Source organism: Poseidonibacter ostreae, from assembly GCF_009208075.1.
GTDB classification, from domain to species: domain Bacteria; phylum Campylobacterota; class Campylobacteria; order Campylobacterales; family Arcobacteraceae; genus Poseidonibacter; species Poseidonibacter ostreae.
Window position 1 is genome coordinate 15703 of sequence record NZ_WFKJ01000004.1, and the last position, 19068, is coordinate 34770.

General features: G+C 29.2%; 20 protein-coding genes. 8 read left to right on the forward strand and 12 right to left on the reverse strand.

The annotated features are described in order from the left end of the window. Positions 1-12 precede the first annotated feature (12 nt). Together serA and efp are read left to right on the forward strand one after the other, a co-directional pair. Positions 13-1599, forward strand: coding sequence for a phosphoglycerate dehydrogenase (gene serA / locus GBG18_RS02230; RefSeq protein WP_152187995.1), 1587 nt, complete (start codon positions 13-15; stop codon positions 1597-1599). 95 nt (positions 1600-1694) lie between these two features. Next, positions 1695-2255, forward strand: coding sequence for an elongation factor P (efp, locus tag GBG18_RS02235; protein ID WP_152187996.1), 561 nt, complete (start codon positions 1695-1697; stop codon positions 2253-2255). A 53-nt stretch (positions 2256-2308) separates the two neighbouring features. Here efp and ribD read toward each other — a convergent pair whose 3' ends face one another. The 12 genes from ribD to nadA form a co-directional block, all read right to left on the reverse strand. Then, positions 2309-3319 (reverse strand): bifunctional diaminohydroxyphosphoribosylaminopyrimidine deaminase/5-amino-6-(5-phosphoribosylamino)uracil reductase RibD, encoded by a 1011-nt coding sequence (gene ribD, locus GBG18_RS02240; RefSeq protein ID WP_152187998.1) that lies wholly within the window; start codon positions 3317-3319, stop codon positions 2309-2311. Between the two features lie 99 nt (positions 3320-3418). Continuing rightward, positions 3419-3847: a ribosome maturation factor RimP gene (gene rimP, locus GBG18_RS02245; RefSeq protein ID WP_152188000.1), complete on the reverse strand. Its 429-nt coding sequence runs from the start codon at positions 3845-3847 to the stop codon at positions 3419-3421. Beyond that, positions 3847-4203, reverse strand: a complete 357-nt coding sequence (gene rbfA, locus GBG18_RS02250; RefSeq protein WP_152188001.1) for a 30S ribosome-binding factor RbfA — start codon at positions 4201-4203, stop codon at positions 3847-3849. The genes rimP and rbfA overlap by 1 nt, the downstream gene beginning before the upstream one ends. Positions 4204-4205: 2 nt before the next feature. Next, positions 4206-6926: a translation initiation factor IF-2 gene (gene infB, locus GBG18_RS02255; protein WP_152188003.1), complete on the reverse strand. Its 2721-nt coding sequence runs from the start codon at positions 6924-6926 to the stop codon at positions 4206-4208. Next, positions 6916-7191 carry a DUF448 domain-containing protein gene (locus tag GBG18_RS02260; protein WP_152188005.1) on the reverse strand — a complete coding sequence of 92 codons (276 nt, stop codon included), beginning with the start codon at positions 7189-7191 and terminating at the stop codon, positions 6916-6918. Before GBG18_RS02260 ends, infB begins: the two co-directional genes overlap by 11 nt. Before the next feature lie 36 nt (positions 7192-7227). After that, positions 7228-8109 (reverse strand): homoserine kinase, encoded by an 882-nt coding sequence (thrB, locus tag GBG18_RS02265; protein ID WP_152188007.1) that lies wholly within the window; start codon positions 8107-8109, stop codon positions 7228-7230. 12 nt (positions 8110-8121) lie between these two features. Further along, positions 8122-8574 (reverse strand): hypothetical protein, encoded by a 453-nt coding sequence (locus tag GBG18_RS02270; protein ID WP_152188009.1) that lies wholly within the window; start codon positions 8572-8574, stop codon positions 8122-8124. Positions 8575-8583: 9 nt separating this feature from the next. Further along, the gene (gene lpxC, locus GBG18_RS02275) at positions 8584-9489 is read right to left on the reverse strand and encodes a UDP-3-O-acyl-N-acetylglucosamine deacetylase (protein ID WP_152188010.1); all 906 of its coding nucleotides are present in this window, start codon (positions 9487-9489) and stop codon (positions 8584-8586) included. Beyond that, positions 9486-10871, reverse strand: coding sequence for a M23 family metallopeptidase (locus GBG18_RS02280; RefSeq protein ID WP_226896411.1), 1386 nt, complete (start codon positions 10869-10871; stop codon positions 9486-9488). The genes lpxC and GBG18_RS02280 overlap by 4 nt, the downstream gene beginning before the upstream one ends. Next, positions 10855-11841 (reverse strand): DHH family phosphoesterase, encoded by a 987-nt coding sequence (locus tag GBG18_RS02285; protein WP_152188012.1) that lies wholly within the window; start codon positions 11839-11841, stop codon positions 10855-10857. The genes GBG18_RS02280 and GBG18_RS02285 overlap by 17 nt, the downstream gene beginning before the upstream one ends. 62 nt (positions 11842-11903) lie before the next feature. Continuing rightward, positions 11904-12725: a carboxylating nicotinate-nucleotide diphosphorylase gene (gene nadC, locus GBG18_RS02290; protein WP_152188014.1), complete on the reverse strand. Its 822-nt coding sequence runs from the start codon at positions 12723-12725 to the stop codon at positions 11904-11906. Continuing rightward, positions 12722-13711 carry a quinolinate synthase NadA gene (gene nadA, locus GBG18_RS02295; protein ID WP_152188016.1) on the reverse strand — a complete coding sequence of 330 codons (990 nt, stop codon included), beginning with the start codon at positions 13709-13711 and terminating at the stop codon, positions 12722-12724. The genes nadC and nadA overlap by 4 nt, the downstream gene beginning before the upstream one ends. A 112-nt stretch (positions 13712-13823) precedes the next feature. Between nadA and plsY the strand changes: the two genes are divergently transcribed. From plsY to GBG18_RS02325, 6 genes are all read left to right on the forward strand, one after another. After that, positions 13824-14447: a glycerol-3-phosphate 1-O-acyltransferase PlsY gene (plsY, locus tag GBG18_RS02300; RefSeq protein WP_152188018.1), complete on the forward strand. Its 624-nt coding sequence runs from the start codon at positions 13824-13826 to the stop codon at positions 14445-14447. Further along, positions 14444-14758, forward strand: a complete 315-nt coding sequence (locus GBG18_RS02305; protein WP_226896410.1) for a dihydroneopterin aldolase — start codon at positions 14444-14446, stop codon at positions 14756-14758. Before plsY ends, GBG18_RS02305 begins: the two co-directional genes overlap by 4 nt. Before the next feature lie 332 nt (positions 14759-15090). Next, a complete protein-coding gene (locus GBG18_RS02310; RefSeq protein WP_152188020.1) occupies positions 15091-16188 on the forward strand; it encodes a porin in 1098 nt (365 codons plus the stop codon). A 118-nt stretch (positions 16189-16306) separates the two neighbouring features. Then, positions 16307-16942: a c-type cytochrome gene (locus GBG18_RS02315; protein WP_152188022.1), complete on the forward strand. Its 636-nt coding sequence runs from the start codon at positions 16307-16309 to the stop codon at positions 16940-16942. 39 nt (positions 16943-16981) lie between these two features. Next, positions 16982-18076, forward strand: a complete 1095-nt coding sequence (prfB, locus tag GBG18_RS02320; protein WP_152188024.1) for a peptide chain release factor 2 — start codon at positions 16982-16984, stop codon at positions 18074-18076. A 15-nt stretch (positions 18077-18091) separates the two neighbouring features. After that, complete coding sequence (locus GBG18_RS02325; RefSeq protein ID WP_152188025.1) at positions 18092-19066, forward strand: virulence RhuM family protein/type II toxin-antitoxin system death-on-curing family toxin; 975 nt, start codon at positions 18092-18094, stop codon at positions 19064-19066. Positions 19067-19068: the final 2 nt, after the last annotated feature.

Genomic DNA, 19068 nt, shown 5'->3' on the forward strand with positions numbered 1-19068 from the left:
GACTTAATAAAAATGAGTAAACACACAATCGTAGTTTGTGACCATATACATGAAGATGGATTAAATATTCTTCAAAATACTGAAGATGTAAACTATGTATATGCAGCAGATATTGATAAAACTGAACTTTTAAATGTAATTAAAGATGCAGATGTAGCAATTACTAGATCCTCAACAGATGTTGATGAGAAGTTTTTAAATGCAGCTGTAAATCTTAAAGCTATTATTAGAGCTGGTGTTGGTTATGATAATGTAGATATGGAAGGTTGTAGCAAAAGAGGAATCATTGCTATGAACGTTCCTACTGCAAACACGATAGCAGCTGTTGAATTAACAATGACACATATGTTATCTTGTATGAGAAAATTCCCATATGCTCATAACCAATTAAAACAAGATCGAATCTGGAAAAGAGAAGACTGGTATGGAAATGAACTTTATGGTAAAAAATTAGGTGTTATTGGTTTTGGTAACATTGGACATAGAGTTGCATTAAGAGCTAAATCATTTGAAATGGACGTAGTAACATACGACCCATATATTCCTTCAACAAAAGCAACTGATTTAGGTATTAAATATACTAATAATTTTCAAGATATTTTAGATTGTGACCTTATCACTATTCACACTCCTAAAAATCAAGAAACTCTTGATATGATTGGTGAAGAAGAAATTGCAAAAATGAAAGATGGTGTAGTTTTAATTAACTGTGCTAGAGGTGGATTATATAATGAAGATGCATTATTTAACAACCTTAAATCTGGAAAAATTGCAATGGCAGGAATTGATGTTTTTATTAAAGAACCTGCAATTGATCACCCATTATTAGATTTACCAAATATCACTGTAACTGCACACTTAGGTGCAAATACTAAAGAATCACAAAAGCAAATTGCAATTCAAGCTGCTGAAAATGCAATTGAATCTGCACGTGGGATTGCTTACCCTAATGCTTTAAATTTACCAATTGATGAAAGTAAAATTCCAGCATTTGTAAAACCATATATTGAATTAACTCAAAAGATGGCTTTCCTTTCTGCACAAATTGATAAATCTGCAATCAGATCTATTTCAGTATGTGCACAAGGTGAGATTTCTGAGTATTTAGATTCATTAAACACTTTTGCAACTGTAGGAGCACTTACAGTTTCTTCTGGAGATGAAGTTAATTATGTTAACTCTAAATTCTGGGCAGAAGAAAAAGGTATAACTATTGATTCTTGTGAAGTAACACATAATACAAGTGGTTATAGCAATAAAGTTACAGTTAAAATTACAACTGAAAAAGGTGTAAATACAATTTCTGGAACTGTTTTTGATGAAAATGTTCAAAGAATAGTAGAAATCAATAACTTTGTATTTGATATTGAGCCAAAAGGTAAAATGATTATTATGAGAAACAATGACATTCCTGGTGTTATTGGAGAAGTTGGAAAACTTTTAGGTGATGATAATATTAATATTGCTGACTTTAGATTATCTAGAGGGAAAGATGGTGCTTTAGCTGTTATTCTTGTTGATGAAAAAATCTGTAGTAATACAGTAAAAAGATTAGAAAACTTAGAAGCAGCAATATCTGTTGCTTATGCAGAAATTTAAGGCAAAGATCGTATAAAAGAAGTGAACTGCTTCACTTCTTTAGATTTGGAACCGTAAATTACATATGAAGAATGAATATAATTGGAGGAAGAAATATGGCTTTAGGAATGAGTGATTTAAAAAAAGGTATGAAGATTGAAGTGGATGGTATTCCATATAGAATCACAGATTACGCACATGTTAAACCTGGAAAAGGTGCAGCATTTGTAAGATGTAAAATCAAAAACTTTTTAAACGCAAAAACTATTGAAAAAACATTTCACGCAGGTGATAAATTTAGTATTCCAGATTTAGAACAAAAAGTTATGCAATTTTTATATGACGATGGTGAGATGTTACAATTTATGGATAGTAAAACATACGATCAAATAGGTTTAACTTATGAACAAGTAGGTGATGCTGAAAAGTGGATTATTGACGGGATGAATGTTGATATGATGTTTTTTAAAGGTGAAGCAATTACTGTTGAACCACCAGCTACTGTTGAAATGAAAATTGTTGAAACACCACCTAACTTTAAAGGTGATTCACAAGGTGGAAGAAAACCAGCAACTCTAGAATGTGGTGCTGTTGTTCAAATTCCATTTCACTTAATCGAAGGTGACATTATTAAATGTGATACTAAGACTGGTGAATACGTTGAGAAAGTTAAGTAATTAACTTCTTTTCATAAAAAAACCTATATCAAACGATATAGGTTTTTTTTTGCCTAATTTTTTCTTTTTAAAAAAACTATCTTCTCATTACCTATATAATTCTCGTGTATTATTTCAAAATCCATATCAATTTCATTTAAAGCATTTAAACCTTTTTTTATTTTTGGATTTATTAGCAATATTATAAAATCAAGTTTTTCTCTTAAAATATCAAGTAGATTATAAGTACCTTCAACCATAATAAGTTTATAATCAAGTAGTTTGAATAAATCATCACTTATAATTACATCTCTATTGGGTACATGAAAAAGTGGTATTTTATTATCAAAGATTTTATTCTTTGAATAAATCATTACATTTGGTGCACGACCGGCTATGTATCTTGCATCTAAAGTTGGTCTATCTGTTCTTACTGTATTTCCACCAATAAGCATTAAATCACTTTTATCTCTTAATGCATGAACATAAGCTTTTGCTCTATTTTCAGATATTTGTCCTTCAATCGAACCATTTAATGTTTGAGCCATTTTATAAAAGATGAAACTTCCACTATTCCATTTTATAAAAGGATATAAAAGGTTATAGGCATCTTTTTTCATACATCCTAAGCCAACATCAATATTAGCATCCTTTAATGTATTAATGCCCCCTATTGCCTCTTTATTGATATCTTCATGTGCTATTATTACTTTCTTGGGTTTTATTACTTTTAATAGATTTGCACAAGCTGGTGTTTTTCCAATATGATTACAAGGTTCAAGTGTTACATAAACTTTACAGTCATTAAAAAAATCCTTATGGTTAGAGATTAAATATTCATGTATCTCATTTGAAGTCTTTTTTGTTTTTAATAAATCATTTGGATGGTATTTTAAAAAAGCTGCTTTAAGTGCATTAACTTCTGCGTGTGGCATTCCAGCTTCTTTATGTGCTTCAATAGCTAATATTTCACTTTCACCTTTTACAACTACACAGCCAACAGCAGGATTAGGATAAGTTAAAAACTGATATTTCCAAGCTTCATCAAGGGCAAGTTTCATAAAAAATTCGTCATTTATTTTCATTAGTTTAATTCTTTCGTAAATAGTATATAATTTTGAAAGTTAGTATATTTAAAGAGTAATTAATTAGGAGTTAAAGGATAATAGAGCTTGGCTCTATTATTACCATTCAAAATAAGTTGAAGCAGATAAAATAGAACCGTATTCTATAGTTTCTTCTCCAAATTCAGTTTCAATTGTGATTTTTTCTTTATCTGCACTTGTAAGTTTACCTTTGTAAACTTCAGTTGCAATATCTTTTACTTTTACATTTTCGCCAATTGAAGCAATAAAATGATTAGTTGATTTTAATTTTCTTTCAATTCCAGGAGAGCTAACTTCTAGTTTATAATTTCCACCAAGAGGTTCATCTAAATCTAATATTGGAGAAATCATTCTTGAAACTTCAGCACATTTATCTAAGTTTACACCATCTTTTGATGTAATACTAACTCTGTAAATAGTATCACTGTGTTCTCTAGCAGTCGTAATATCGTATAATTCTACGCCTAAACTTTCAACCGTTAATTTAATTGATTCTTCTAAATTCATTAATCTTCACTTTTATTTTTATTAATTTGAGCAAATAATGCTTCAATATTTCTTGATTTTTCTAATGAAGTATCATTAACAAATTTAAAATCAGGACATTTATACCAACCAGTACTTGCTAGAATATGTGACTTTAATCTTCCATTTGCTTTATTTAATAATGATACTATTTGATTTATCTCTTTTTTATCAAAATCAGAACCATCAAAATAAACTTGTGCATCATATTTACCATTTTTACAGTTAACACCTGTAATTGCTAAAGAGTTAATCCTAGCATCTGCCAAATCAGACAGTGCTTCAGGAATTAACTCCATTAATAAAGATTCAGTTCTTTGTAAATTAACACTTTTCATAATTAGTCGTCAATCGAAACTTTTTCTTCAATTTGAATAAATGTTTCAATGAAATCTCCAACTTTAATATCATTGAATTTATCAAACATAATACCACACTCATAACCGTTAGCAACTTCTTTAGCATCATCTTTAAATCTTTTTAATGATGAAATTTTACCTGTATAAGTAACAACTCCATCTCTAATGATTCTTGCATGACCACCTCTGATAACTTTACCATCAGTTACTAAACATCCTGCAACAGTTCCTACTTTAGGAACAACGAATGTATCTCTAACTTCTGCTTGACCTGTATTTTCTTCTCTAATAACAGCACTCATCATTCCAGATAATGCATCTTTAACATCATCAAGTAAATCATAGATAATAGTATAAGTATTAATTGTTACACCATCAGCTTTTGCTTTAGATTTAACAGAACCTGTAGGTCTTACATTAAATCCTAAGATAATACAACCCTCAGATGCACCTGCAAGAACTAAATCTGATTCAGTAATACCACCAACAGCAGCATGAATAACTTTAACTTTTACTTCTTCATTAGCAATTTTTTCTAATGAACCTTTAATAGCTTCTAAAGAACCACCAACATCAGCTTTAATAATTACTGGAAGTTGTTTGATTTTACCTTCTGCAATTAAACCACTCATCTCTTCTAAAGTAACTTTAGTAGATTTTGATAACTCTTTAGCACGTGCGTGTTCAGCTCTAGTTGTTGCAATTTCTCTAGCTTCTTTTTCAGAATCTTGAGCAACCATAACAGCACCAGAAACAGGAACATCATTTAAACCTAAAACATTACCTGTTTCAGAAAGACCAAGTTCTTTTACTGGTTTACCTTGATCATTAGTAATTGCTTTTACTCTACCATAAGTAGTGTCACAAACAATATTATCACCAACTTTTAATGTACCATTTTGAACAATAATAGTAGCAACTGGACCTCTACCTTTTTCAAGTAATGATTCAACAACTGCACCTTTTACTTTTGCAGTTGGATCTGCTTTAAGCTCTAACATCTCAGATTGAATTAAAATATTTTCTAATAAATCATCAATACCAGTACCATTTAAAGCTGATACTCCAATAAATTCAACATCTCCACCCCAATCAACAGGAGTCATTTCTCTCTCTGCCATTTGAGCTTTAACCATATCCATATTTGCTGATTCTTTATCAATTTTATTAACTGCAACAATAATTGGACATCCAGATGCTTTTGCATGTGAAATCACTTCTTCTGTTTGAGGTTTAACACCATCATCAGCAGCAACAACAATTATAATAATATCAGTAACATCAGCACCTCTTGATCTCATAGCAGAGAAAGCGGCATGTCCTGGTGTATCTACGAATGTAATTTTTTGACCATTTTGATCAACTGTATATGCAGAAATATGTTGAGTAATTCCACCAGCTTCACCTGAAGCTACTTTTGCAGATCTAATTTTGTCTAATAATGAAGTTTTACCATGATCAACGTGTCCCATAATTGTAACAACTGGAGGACGAGTTACATAATTAGTTTCATCAATATCTTCATCAGCATACTCTTCAACATAATTTACATCTTCTAAAGCATCTCTTACTGTAACTTCAATACCAAACTCTTCACCAAGAATTTCTAATTCGTCTTGTTTTAAGAAGTCATTTTTAGTAACAAGCATTCCTAAACCAAATAATACAGAAATTACTTCAGATGCTGTTTTTCCACAAGCTTCTGCAAATTCATATACTCTACACTCTTCAGGAATTGTAACATCAGTGATTTCAACTTCTTCTTCTGCTCTTTTAAATCTTTTCTTTCTCTTACCTCTTTTTAAACCTTGTGGTCTATTTCCAAAAGCAGCTGGTCTAGAAGATCTAGATTGTTTGTTTTGGTTTTGAGGTTTTGGTTCTTCAAGTAATTTTGATTTATCTGCTAATCCTAAATCAAGTAAGAATACTTCTTCACCTAAAATTGAATCTGTACTATTAGAGAATTCATCAGGAGTTTTTCTATGAACATCAAGTCTTTTTCCATGATCTTGAGCTCTTACATTTGTTTTCTTTTTTTCTTTTTTAGGTTTAGATTTAACTTCTGCTAAATCTTTTTTCTCTTCATTATTGTTACCTAAAATTTCACTAAGTGATTTCATTTGTTTTTTAGGAGCGCCCGCTACTGGAGTATTGAATTCTACTTTTGGAGCTTCAACTTCTCTTGGCTTTTTCTTCTTAACAATTTTAAGACCTCTTCTTTTAGGAATAATCTTTTTAATTTTAGGAACTTCCAAATCAGCATCATCAACTTTTTTTGCAGATTCCGCTTCTTTTTCAACTTTTTCTTCAGGTGCTTTCTTTGCTTCTACTATGTCTTCTTTTGGAGATACTTCTGTTTCTACAGGTTTAGGTTTAGAGATACCAACTTTTTTAACAGTTGTTTTCTTTTCAACTTTTGTATCCACTACTTTTTCTTCTACTTTTGTTTCCGTAGCTTCAACTTTAGTCTCTTCTATTACTTTTTTTACTGCAGCTTTTTTTACTTTTACTGGTTCTTTCTTTTGTAACTTAGAACTTTTACCAGTCATTATATAATTTGCAATTTCTTCAGCATCTTCATATGATACTGCGCTTTGAGCTGATTTAAGTTCTATATTTAAATCTTTTGCTTTTGCAATTACATCTGAGCTAGAAGCTCCTGCCTCTTCTGCAATTTCATAAACTCTTACTTTATCTGACATCTGTTAGCATCTCCTTAAGTTGTTCAACATACTTATCTTTATTTTTGCACTCTCTAAAAAGTGACTTTTCTATTTTTCTATAGGCTTTTTGATTAATATCTGATTGTAATAAATTAATACAATCCCTACAGATATAAAAACTTCTACCATAATTGTTATAGGATACAAGTTTTTTATCTTCGCATTTTAATCTAAAAAGTTCTTTTTGTTCTGCTTTTTTTCTACAAACAATACATGTTCGAAGTGTTATTTTTAAATTAGCCAACGATTATACCTAAAATATTCTTAATATCAAAAAAACTTAAATTTCTACACGTACACCACTGTTATCAAAGTCACTTATAAATACTTTGAAATGTGGGAATTTACTCTTAAGTGCTTTTTCTATTTTTCTTGCATCTTCTGCAAAACAGATAGAAAATAGTGTAGAACCAGAACCTGAAAGTGTACTCATTAAAGAGCCTGATCTTAATGAAGTTTTTTGTACATCAAATAACTCTGGCATTTGTTTCATTCTATATTTTTGATGAACTTTATCCAATGATGCAGATCTAAGCATTTTCCAATCTTCACTCATAAAAGCAGCTGTTAATAGTGATGAATGTGAAATATTAAAAATTGTATCTTCTTTTGAATATTTATAAGGAAGTGCTTTTCTTGATAATTGAGTTGAAATTGGTCTATTAGGAACAACAACTACAGCTCTTAAAATATTTGGAATAGCTTTATTAATAAATCTTACTTCATTATCTTGTACAGTTGCCACATTAAATCCACCCATAACAGCAGGTGTTATATTATCAGGATGATTTTCATAAGCAAGTGCTAAATTTAATAATTTATCTTTTTCTAGTTTTATTCCCTCAATTGCATAAGCAGAGGCAATTGCAGATACAATTACAGCAGAAGAACTTCCTAATCCACGTGATAGTGGAATTTCATTATAAAATTCAAATCTATAATGTCTTTTTCTAACTGCTAAGTTATGATAAAAATCGTTAAAAATCGAAATAAACATATTGTTATCTTTAAGTACTGGGTTATTAGCGCCCTCACCTTTTAATGATACACTATGAAATTTTGATGGCTTAATTATTACTTGGTTTTTCATGGCAATTGCTAAGCCTAATGAATCAAAACCTGGTCCCAAGTTTGCACTAGTTGCGGGAACACTTACTTTCATCTATTTCCTTATTTAAACAGCTGGTAAATTATATATTGGCAGTGTTTGTTTATTAAAATTTATTTTATCTATACTATTAGGTAATTTAAAGTCGCGAATTATATCGTCTTTTTCTAAAAAATCAACTTTAATCCCATTTTCATCTTGAATAAAGTATTTTTTTCCTAATGCTTTTATTGGAGAGTTTTCATTAAATTCAAAGCCATTACAAGCCATAAATTCAATACTTTTGGAAATACTAATAGTTTTTAGAAAGATATAAGCAACTTTTATTGCCATATAAGAGCCAGGAGAGTTCACATAATTTATTCTTTTTATATCAAACTCTTTTAAAATATTAGAAAATAAAGATGGTAATAAATCAGAAGTTTTACCTTCTAATTTATACTCTTTTATTAATATTTTGTTTTCATAAATACCAATTAATAATGGCTTTGAAATACTAATTACTAAAACTTCAATCAATCAAGAACCTTATACTTCTACTTTTGAATATGCTAATTCAAATACTTCAGCTTCTTCACTAGCTTCTTCTAAGTCTATAACTTCATAGTTTGAAGCATCTTTATAAAGCTTTTTTGTTAATAAGTGATTTAAATGATGACTTCCTGCAACTGCATCATATTCACCAATCATTGTATAACCTAATAATGCCATATCACCAATTGCATCAAGTATTTTATGTCTTACGAACTCATCATCAAATCTTAAACCCTCTGGATTTAAGACTTTTGATTGGTCAAGTACAATTGCATTTTCCATAGAACCACCTTGAGCTAATCCTATACTTCTTAAATATTGCACTTCATGTAAGAAACCAAAAGTTCGAGCTCTTGAAATATTTTCTTTATATTCACCAATAGAATAATCAAAATGAAAATTTTGTTTTCCAATTGATGGATGGTCAAAAGATATTTCAAAATCATAAATAATTCTATTTGAAGGTTTTAAGGTTACTCTTTTTCCATCTTCTGTAGTAACTTCAACTGCTTTTTTTACTTTAATAGCTTTTTTACTTTTATTAAGTTCTTTAATACCAGCTTCTTCAATAAGCATACAATATCCAGATGAACTACCATCTAAAACAGGAACTTCATCATTATCAATTACAACTCTTAAATTATCAATTCCATATGCATATAAGGCAGATAATAAATGCTCAATAGTAGAAATAACAACACCATCTTTTCCAATAACAGTAGCCATTTTAGTATCTACTACATTTTCAATTGCTAAAGGTATTGTAACTCCTGCATCAACTCTATAAAAAATTATACCTGCATCTGCTTCTAGGGGTTCTAGTTTCATCTTTACAGGAACACCCTTATGCAGACCTATTCCTACAATTTCAACTTCTTTTGCTAATGTTCTTTGTTTCATTTGCTGTTAATCACTTTCTTTGCATTGTCAATTGTTTTAGTAATATTTTCTCTTACCCAATATTTACTAAGCCATTCAGATGGATTAACTTCAATTCCTTGAATTAATACTCCAAAGTGTAAATGGTCACCAAATACAGCACCTGATGAACCAGTATTTGCTATATATTGTCCTGCTTTTACTTCCTCATTTACTTCTACTACAGATCTACTTGTGTGTGCATAAAGTGTTGCTAAACCAAATTTATGATCAATAATAATTGTTTCACCATAAATTCCTAAGTAGTCATTAAAGATAACTTTTCCAGGATTTGTAGTAAAAATTTTTGCTTTTTTAACACTTGCCCAATCCATACCAAGATGCCAAGCTTCATGAATCTTTTTTCCATTGTATGTATAATGACGTCTTTCCCCATAACCTGCAAAAGTCATCGATGATGGTAATTGTTTAAACTCTTTTATATCAAATTTTGAAACTTTTTCTTTAAACATATTGTTTCTTGTTTCACTTTTAATAGTATCAATATTTCTTTTTCTTACATCTTTGTTTTGCTTAACAAAAATTTCTGCTTGACTAGTAGGAATATCATACCCACTTTTCATAAGTACATTTTTACTTACTTTATTAATAAACTTATCTGATATTTTAATATTATCAGGTTTTGCTTTTAACTCTTTTATATATAAAGGTACTTTTGTAACTGTTTTATTTCTTGCTTTATCAATGGCAACTAAATTAACTCTTTGAAACTCTTCTATTTCAATTGGCCATGCAATAATTGCTATATAAAAATTATCTTTATAAAATGGAAATAGTTCAAATCTCTCTTCATTATTAAAAGAGATATAGAAATCTTTTAAATTTTCGTCTTTTACTTCAACAACAACAGCAGCACTTCCACCTTGTTTTATTAAATAAGAGTTTGATAATACATTAGCTATTGGGCTTTTTTTATCTACTTTTATTTTAATCTCTTTGCTAGCTTTATTTCCCATAAAGAAGTTCCATTTACTTGTATCTGAAACTTCGATTTTAAGCATTGCATTATTAGTTTTAGCATTTAAATCAATTTTAGGTGCAATAATATTTAAATCAATTGAACCTTTTGATGAACTTAATGTTTTTGTATCTAATTTAATCTCATTATTATCATCAAAATATGTAATTACATAAGATGAAATTTCATTATCATCTGTAAAATTAACCTTTAAAGGTGATGTCAAATTCCAAAAAATTTCATTTTCTAATGAAATTTTAGGACTATTTTTCTCAAAAGTAGGAGATAAAAATACAAAAGCTCCAAGTCCTATTATTATTGCAATAATTATATATATTAATACCATCTTTGCTTTGTTTTTATTTCTTCTATTTGTATAACTCAAAAATTTCCTTTAAAACTAATTCTTTTGCTTTTTCTATATCATCTGTATCTATTGAACATCCAGCAGCATTAAAATGGCCACCACCATTAAAATATCCTGCAATTTTTGATACATCTACACTACCTTTTGAACGTAATGATACTCTAACTCTATTTGAAACAATTCTTATAAAAAATGCAACTTTTACTATTGCCATACTCATAATCATATCTAAGGCATCTTCACAATCTCTATTATGCGCTCCAGTTTCCTCAAACCACTCTTTTTTAGCATGTATTGTAGCAATTTCACCTTCTTTAAATAGCTCTAAACTATCTAAAACTTTAGGTATTATTCTATACTTTGCTAAAGAGTCTCTTCTTAAAAGTTTATTTGCAATACCTGAAGGACTTGCTCCACATTGAACTAAAAAGTTAACTTTATCAAATGTCAATTCATCACAACGTGAAAGTGAAAAAGCTAAAGAATCATCATATATTCCTACATAAAGTGCTGTTGCTGAATCTTTTGTGATATATAAACCATTATGCTTAAAAAAATCATAGATTATTTCAGCTGTTGAACTTTTCAGGGGATCTACTATATTTAAAGTACCAAAGTCATTATTTGATTTGTGATGATCAAAGTTAATTAGAGGAATATTTTCATCTAATTTAAACCCAAGTCTTGGATATGTTCCACAATCAACACTTATCGCTAAATCAAAAAACTTTGGTAATTGATCTGTAATCTTGTCAAATCTATTAAGAAAATCTAAATTTTGTGGTAAATCAGAACTTATATTAAAAACTTTATGTTTTATTTTATTTTCATAAAATAAATTTGATAAAGCAAGTGCAGAAGAGATACTATCTGCATCTGGATTTACATGAGTAATAATCAATATATATCTACTTTTCTCAATTAACTCTAAAGCTTTAGTATATGCTGACATATCAATTTTATTACTTACTATGAAATCTTTTTTCAATACCTATCCTTATAATTTAAACTCTTAATCTTATATAATTAAAACTAACCAAAAGTTAATGATTAGTCAAACTTCATTGAAAAGTCTAACCATGTCGCTTGGTGAATTATACTTCCACTACTAATTGCATCAACTCCTGATAGAGCATATGAACGAATAGTGTCTAAATCAATATTTCCACTAGCTTCTAATAAAATATGAGGATAAGTTTCATCTCTATACTTTACAACTTCTTTGATTTGTTCAGGTGTCATATTATCACACATAATAATATCAGCACCAGCGTCCATAGCTTCTTTTACTTGTTCAAAAGTTTCACACTCAATTTCAATTTTTGTAACCCATGAAATTCTTTTTCTAGCTTTTTTTACAAACTCTTTTAAATTATCAATAGTTCTTAAGTGAGTATCTTTTAGCATTAAACAATCATCAAGTCCAAGTCTATGATTTATTGCACCACCAACTCTTGAAGCATATTTTTCAAAATCACGAAGCTGTGGTCTTGTTTTTCTAGTATCAAGTAAAACAACACCCGTTCCTTCCATTAGTTTTGCATACTTATTTGCCATTGTTGCAATTCCAGATGCATGTTGAAGCATATTTAAAAAAGTTCTTTCACTTGATAAAAGAATTGATGCTTTTCCCTCAAGCTCAGCAATAACTTCACCTGCTTTAATTTCATCACCATCTTTTTTCAAAAACTTACAATCAAATTTTTCAGTTCTTGCTAATACTTTTGCGTATTGAATTCCTGCAATTATTCCATCAGATTTAGCAATAGCTCGAGCTGTAAATCTACCTTTTGGAGCAACATCAAAGAATAAATCTCCTCTTCCATTATCTTCTATAATTGCATTTTTTACAAACTTTTTAATATTAATCATACTTCAAACATCCTTTCAAGAGCTAGTCTTGCATATTTAATATTCTCTTCTGAGACAACAATCTCTGTTTCTTTTATAATATTATCATCTTTGATTGATTTCAAAGTATTATAAACATCTTGTAAAGTAGTCTCATTCATTGTTGGACATTCAGGTTTCGTTGAAGATAAAATATAAGTATTTTTTGTTCTTAATCTATTTACCATATTAAATTCAGTTCCAACTGCAACTTTTTGATCTTCAGGCAACTCTTTAATATATGTAATTAATTGAGAAGTTGAACCTACAAAATCTGAAGCATCACAAACTTTTGGATCACATTCAGGATGAACAGCTATTAAAATATCTGGATATTTTTCTCTATAAAACTCTATATCTTCAACAGTAAATTGTTGATGAACTGAACAAAAACCGTTATAACAAATAATATCAGCTTCTTTTAAATCACTTCCATCACCTACTATTGCAGATTTTAGATTTAAAGATTTTGCAAAGTTTTGACCTAGACATCTATCTGGTACAAAAAATATTTTCTTTCCAGATTTAAGACCTTTTTCAATAATTTTATATGCATTTGATGAAGTACAAACCATTCCACCCATTTTTCCAACTCTAGCTTTTACTGCTGCACTTGAGTTGATATAAGTAATTGGTAAAATATCATCATTTGAGATTCCAGCTTCATTGATTTTTACAAGGTTTTCTTCATAATAACCCTCATCAATCATTCTTGCCATCGCACAACATGCAATTTTTGGCATTAATACAGTTTTTTCTGGACTCATTACTTTTACACTTTCACCCATAAAACCAACACCACAAAATACAATAAACTTTGAATCAGTAGCTTTTGCTCTTTTTGCTAATTCTAAAGAATCACCTGTAATATCAGCTAACTCAAAAACTTCATCTCTTTGATAGAAGTGAGCTACTAATGTTACATCTAGTTCTTCTTTTAGCTTTATAATTTCTTCTTTTAAATTCAAAACAAACCTTCAATTAAATGTTTTTATAAATGATAATATAACAAAATGTTTGTTATAATCCATTTAATTAAAACAAATAATAAAAACTAAACATTAATATAAAAGGTAATAAATGGATTTTTTCACTAACTCAAATATTTTATTTTACATAAGCGCTTACTTAATAGGATCTATTCCTTTTGGACTACTACTTGCAAAGTTTTTTGCAGGAGTTGATGTAAAAAGTGCGGGAAGTGGTTCAATTGGAGCTACGAATGTATTAAGAGTAGTAAAAGAAACAAATCCTGCACTAGCTAAAAAGCTTGGAGCTGCAACTGTTATACTTGATGCACTTAAAGGAACACTTGTTTTACTTGTTGCTATGAGTATGGGAGCTAGTGACTCTACACTTTGGGGAATTGCTGTTTTATCTGTACTTGGTCACTGTTATTCAATATACTTAGGACTTGAAGGTGGAAAAGGAGTGGCAACAGGACTTGGTGTATTTATAGCACTTATTCCAATTCCTACTTTAATAGGTGCGAGCGTTTGGATTATTTGTGCAAAGTTACTTAAAATTTCTTCATTATCTTCACTTCTTGGACTTACAGCTGTAATTGTAGTTGCAAGTTTTTTAAATGATGGATTAAATATAGGTTCAAATATTCCTATGTATATTATTGCATTCATTATATACTACAAACATATTCCAAATATCATTAGAGTAATCAAGGGGGAGGAGAAAAGAGTTGTATGATGAAAGTTGAGATAAAAGACTTAAGCTTTAAATGTATTATAGGAATTCTAGATTTCGAGCGAATAAAAAAACAAAAAGTAGTAATAAATATATCTTTTGAATATACATTTAAAAAAGATGAATTTATTGACTATAGTAAAGTATCAGCATTTATACAAACACAAATGAAAAAGAAAAAGTTTTTACTTATAGAAGATGCGATACTTTACTTTGAAAAAAAACTATATAAAAACTATAAAATAAAAAACCTATATATAATGATATCAAAACCAGATATTTTAAAAAACTGTATTGTTTCAGTATCAAACTGAAAATAAACTATTCAAACTATACAGACTGTATAAAGCAAATAATCAATAATTAAAATATCTAAGTTAAATACTTTAAAAAATTTATAATTTTTCTATTAAAATTAAATAATCCTAAAATCCCAATGTATAAGTATTAACGGCTTTCTATCTAAAATTAACCTTAAATTAACAGTTAAATAACAGATAAAACTCTTATTTTAAGAAAACTTTAAAATTTAGTGGTGTAGAATAGCCGTAACGGGATGTCGGAAAAGGTTCAAATAAATCATTTTGAATGAGTTCGCGCGCTCCGACAAACTGAAAAAAGATTTCGAAATTTAGGAGAACAAAATATGAGAAAATTAGCAAAATTAAGTTTAGTAGCTGCAGTAGCAGTAGCAGGATTAACTAACGTAAACGCAGCATCTTTAGAAGAAGCAATCAAAGGTGTAGATGTATCTGGTCAATTTAGATTTAGAGCAAACGATAGATCTGATACAACTGGATTAACTCCAGCTGCAGGAAATAATGATACTGATGTTGAAATTGAAGTAGGTGTTAAAGTTCCAGTAACTGAAAATGTTAAAGCCGTATTCAAAATTGATACTACTAGAAATACTACTGATGCAGGAGCTACAAAAGTAACTGGTACTGATAACCAAGATTATTTAGATATTGAAGATTACTACTTCTCATACAACCAAGGTGCAATAACAGTTAATGCTGGTCAACAAAATATTCCAGGAAGAATTACTGATGGTGCTCAAGGTGACGGTGTTGTTGCTTTATATAACTTAGGAAACGTTACAGTAGGTGCAGCTGCATTTGCTAACAACTCTTTAAGTACTGAAGAAGATGTTTATTCTGTTATTGCAATGGGTACTTTTGGACCTGTTTCTGTATTAGGACAATACGCAGATGTTGTAGATGCTGCAAAAACTTTTAACTTAAAAGCTGATGCTTCAGTTGCAATGATTAAGATAGGTGCTGAATATACTGAATCTGAAATTGATATGGGACACCCATCATATACTACAGCTGCATTAGCAGATGATAGAAGTACAGCTAAAGCTTACGTTTCAGCAAAAGTTGGAATTGTTTCAGCTAAATTATCTTATGCAAAAACAGGAGATAATGGTTCTGGTTCTGTAGCTGAAGAGTTAGAAGCACCTGCTGAAGCATTATTATGGAATGTTGGTACTTCAGGAAGAGATGATTACTCTGCATTTACAATTGACGCATCTGTAGCAGTTACTCCAGCTATTTCTTTAAGAGCTGCATATTCTGCAGGTGAAGAAGGAAATAGAATAAATAATGACGTTACTGAAGCATTAGGTCAAATTACTTATAAAGTTGCTAAAAACTTAACAACTTATGTAAGATTTGCTGATGTTGAAGATAAAGGTTCTGATTATACTAGAGGTAGAGTTGAAGCTAGATACTCTTTCTAATTCTTAGATAGTATTTTACTAAACTTATTAAAGGCTAGAAGATTTATCTTCTAGCCTTTTTTTATGTCCTAAAATATAAGAATATTTATGCTAAACTGTTTCTTTTAAAAGGATTTATATGAAACTATTAGCACCACTTACAATTACACTTTTTGCAACTACTGCACTTTTTTCACAAACAACAATGTGTTTTAAAGAAAATCACAACTCAATGTCTACAATCGAAGCTACAAAACTTGATGGTGGAGAGTGTAAAAGTACATACACACTAAATGATATGAAAGCAAAAGGTTGGAGTGTTGATGATATAAAAATCACAACAAAAGACTCAAAATACAGCTTTATTTATATACTAAAAAAAGGTACTACAACTACTACTTTAGTAGCTGCAAATGCGAACTTAAATCAAAAAGACTTAGAAGATAAGATTTTAAAAAGACTTGAAGATAAAAAAGTTCAAGAAGAAAAAGAGTTAAAAATAGAAAAAATACTTAAAAGTAAAATTGAAGGTAAAGAAATCTATATAAACAAATGTCAATCATGTCATGGAGATAAAGGTGAAATATCAGCTTATAATGTAGCAAAACCTTTAAAAGATCTTTCACTTGATGATATGGAACATGCTATTGGTCAATACACAAATAGAAGTGATTATGGATATGATTATAATATGGTTATGAAACCAATTGCTGCAAATACAACTAAAGCACAATTAGCAAAAATAAAAGATTATTTAGACTCAGTAAACAAATAAACATATAAAATGAAAAATAAACACTAGGACTATATATAAGTGGACGCATACGAATATTCGCAAATTTTAAAACTATTAAATACTAAATTAGAAAATATTGAAAGTATTTTAAAACCTGATTTATTAAGAATCAGATTAGATGAAATCATAAATCTAGAAGCAGACCAAAACTTTTGGAATGATGTAGCAAATGCTACAAAAATTGGTATTGAAAAAAATAGAATATTATCAAAACTTTCTAAGTTTAATAAAGCAAATGAAGCTCTAAGTGGAACAAATGAACTTTATGAATTAGCAACTAGTGAAAAAGATGAAGAAACATTTGAACTTCTTTTTGAAGAAGCCCAAGATTTAGAAGAGCTTATTAAATCTACAGAAATACAAGTAATGCTTTCAAATCCTGATGATGCTTCAAATGCAATCGTTACTATTCATCCAGGAGCTGGAGGAACAGAATCACAAGATTGGGCTGCAATGCTTTATAGAATGTATTTAAGATGGGCAGAGAGACAAAACTTTAAGATTGAACCTCTTGATTACCAACCAGGAGAGGAAGCTGGTATCAAAGATGTGTCATTTATTATAAAAGGTGAAAATGCCTATGGATATTTAAAAACAGAAAATGGTATTCATAGACTTGTTCGTATCTCACCTTTTGATTCAAACTCAAAAAGACATACTTCTTTTGCTTCAGTTCTTGTAAGTCCAGAAGTTGATGATAATATTGATATTGAAATAGAAGATAAAGATATTAGAATTGATACATATAGAGCAAGTGGAGCTGGTGGTCAACATGTTAATAAAACAGAAAGTGCTATTAGAATCACACATATAGAAACAAATATAGTAGTTCAATGTCAAAATGACAGATCTCAACACAAAAATAAAGCAAGTGCCTTAAAGATGTTAAAATCACGTCTTTATGAGTTTGAATTAGAAAAACAGCAAGCAGCAAAAGATGGTGTTGAAAAGTCAGAAATTGGTTGGGGACATCAAATCAGATCTTATGTAATGCAACCATATCAACAAGTAAAAGATACAAGAAGCAATATTGGATACTCAAATGTAGATGCAATACTTGATGGAGATATTACAAAAATAATAGAGGACGTTTTAATTTCTAATTTAAAGTAGTAAGAATGGTTCAAAATGGAAAATAAAATAGAAATATATCAAGCAGCAAATGGTCAAATAGAGTTTAAAAGTGATAGTGAACATGAAACTATTTGGGCAAACCAAAAACAAATTGCAGAGTTATTTGGTACAAAAATTCCTGCTATTAATAAACATATTAAAAATATAATTGATGATCAAGAACTTGACTATTCAACTATTTCCAAAATGGAAATAGTTCAAAAAGAAGGGAAAAGGGAAGTTTCAAGAAAAGTTGACTTTTATAATTTAGATATGATTATAGCCATTGGATATAGAGTCAATTCAAAATTAGCAACAAACTTTAGAAAATGGGCAACTTCTATTTTAAAAAGTTATCTACTAGATGGATATGCAATAAATGAAAATAAAATAAAGCAAACAAAAACTATTTTAAATAATTTAAAACAAACTATAGAATTTTTAGCTACAAAAGAAATTGGAGAAGAAAAAGAAATTTTATCACTTCTTCAAAACTACACAAAAACACTAAGTCTTCTTGAAAACTATGACAAATCAACTATAGAAGATTTTGATGGAAAAACTTCAAGATATGAATTAAGTTATGAAGAGACTAAAAAAGTTATCTCAACATTAAAATCAAACCTTATGGCAAAAAAAGAAGCAAGTGAACTTTTTGGAAATGAAAAAGATAATCATCTTAAAGGTATTATTGGAAATCTTTACCAAACCTTTGGAGGAGTTGAGCTTTATCCAAGTATTGAAGATAAAGCTTCGAATTTAATATATTTTATAATTAAAGATCATCCCTTTAATGATGGAAACAAAAGAACAGCATCTTTTTTATTTGTTTATTTCTTAGATAAATGTAATTATCTATACAAAGAAAATGGAGAAAAAAAGATAAATGAAAATGCTCTAACAGCACTTACTTTACTAATAGCATCAAGTAATCCAAAAGAGAAAAATATTTTAATAAAGCTTATAAAGCATCTTATCTTTGAAAATTAAAG

What these genes read in the sequence shown, in the direction of transcription:
- efp (WP_152187996.1), top strand. Translation starts at nt 1,695, where the DNA reads ATGGCTTTAGGAATGAGTGATTTAAAAAAAGGTATGAAGATTGAAGTG.
- thrB (WP_152188007.1), bottom strand. Translation starts at nt 8,109, where the DNA reads ATGAAAGTAAGTGTTCCCGCAACTAGTGCAAACTTGGGACCAGGTTTT.
- nadC (WP_152188014.1), bottom strand. Translation starts at nt 12,725, where the DNA reads ATGATTAATATTAAAAAGTTTGTAAAAAATGCAATTATAGAAGATAAT.
- plsY (WP_152188018.1), top strand. Translation starts at nt 13,824, where the DNA reads ATGGATTTTTTCACTAACTCAAATATTTTATTTTACATAAGCGCTTAC.
- rbfA (WP_152188001.1), bottom strand. Translation starts at nt 4,203, where the DNA reads ATGAAAAGTGTTAATTTACAAAGAACTGAATCTTTATTAATGGAGTTA.
- GBG18_RS02305 (WP_226896410.1), top strand. Translation starts at nt 14,444, where the DNA reads ATGATGAAAGTTGAGATAAAAGACTTAAGCTTTAAATGTATTATAGGA.
- GBG18_RS02310 (WP_152188020.1), top strand. Translation starts at nt 15,091, where the DNA reads ATGAGAAAATTAGCAAAATTAAGTTTAGTAGCTGCAGTAGCAGTAGCA.
- rimP (WP_152188000.1), bottom strand. Translation starts at nt 3,847, where the DNA reads ATGAATTTAGAAGAATCAATTAAATTAACGGTTGAAAGTTTAGGCGTA.
- GBG18_RS02315 (WP_152188022.1), top strand. Translation starts at nt 16,307, where the DNA reads ATGAAACTATTAGCACCACTTACAATTACACTTTTTGCAACTACTGCA.
- lpxC (WP_152188010.1), bottom strand. Translation starts at nt 9,489, where the DNA reads ATGAAACAAAGAACATTAGCAAAAGAAGTTGAAATTGTAGGAATAGGT.
- ribD (WP_152187998.1), bottom strand. Translation starts at nt 3,319, where the DNA reads ATGAAAATAAATGACGAATTTTTTATGAAACTTGCCCTTGATGAAGCT.
- GBG18_RS02325 (WP_152188025.1), top strand. Translation starts at nt 18,092, where the DNA reads ATGGAAAATAAAATAGAAATATATCAAGCAGCAAATGGTCAAATAGAG.
- serA (WP_152187995.1), top strand. Translation starts at nt 13, where the DNA reads ATGAGTAAACACACAATCGTAGTTTGTGACCATATACATGAAGATGGA.
- infB (WP_152188003.1), bottom strand. Translation starts at nt 6,926, where the DNA reads ATGTCAGATAAAGTAAGAGTTTATGAAATTGCAGAAGAGGCAGGAGCT.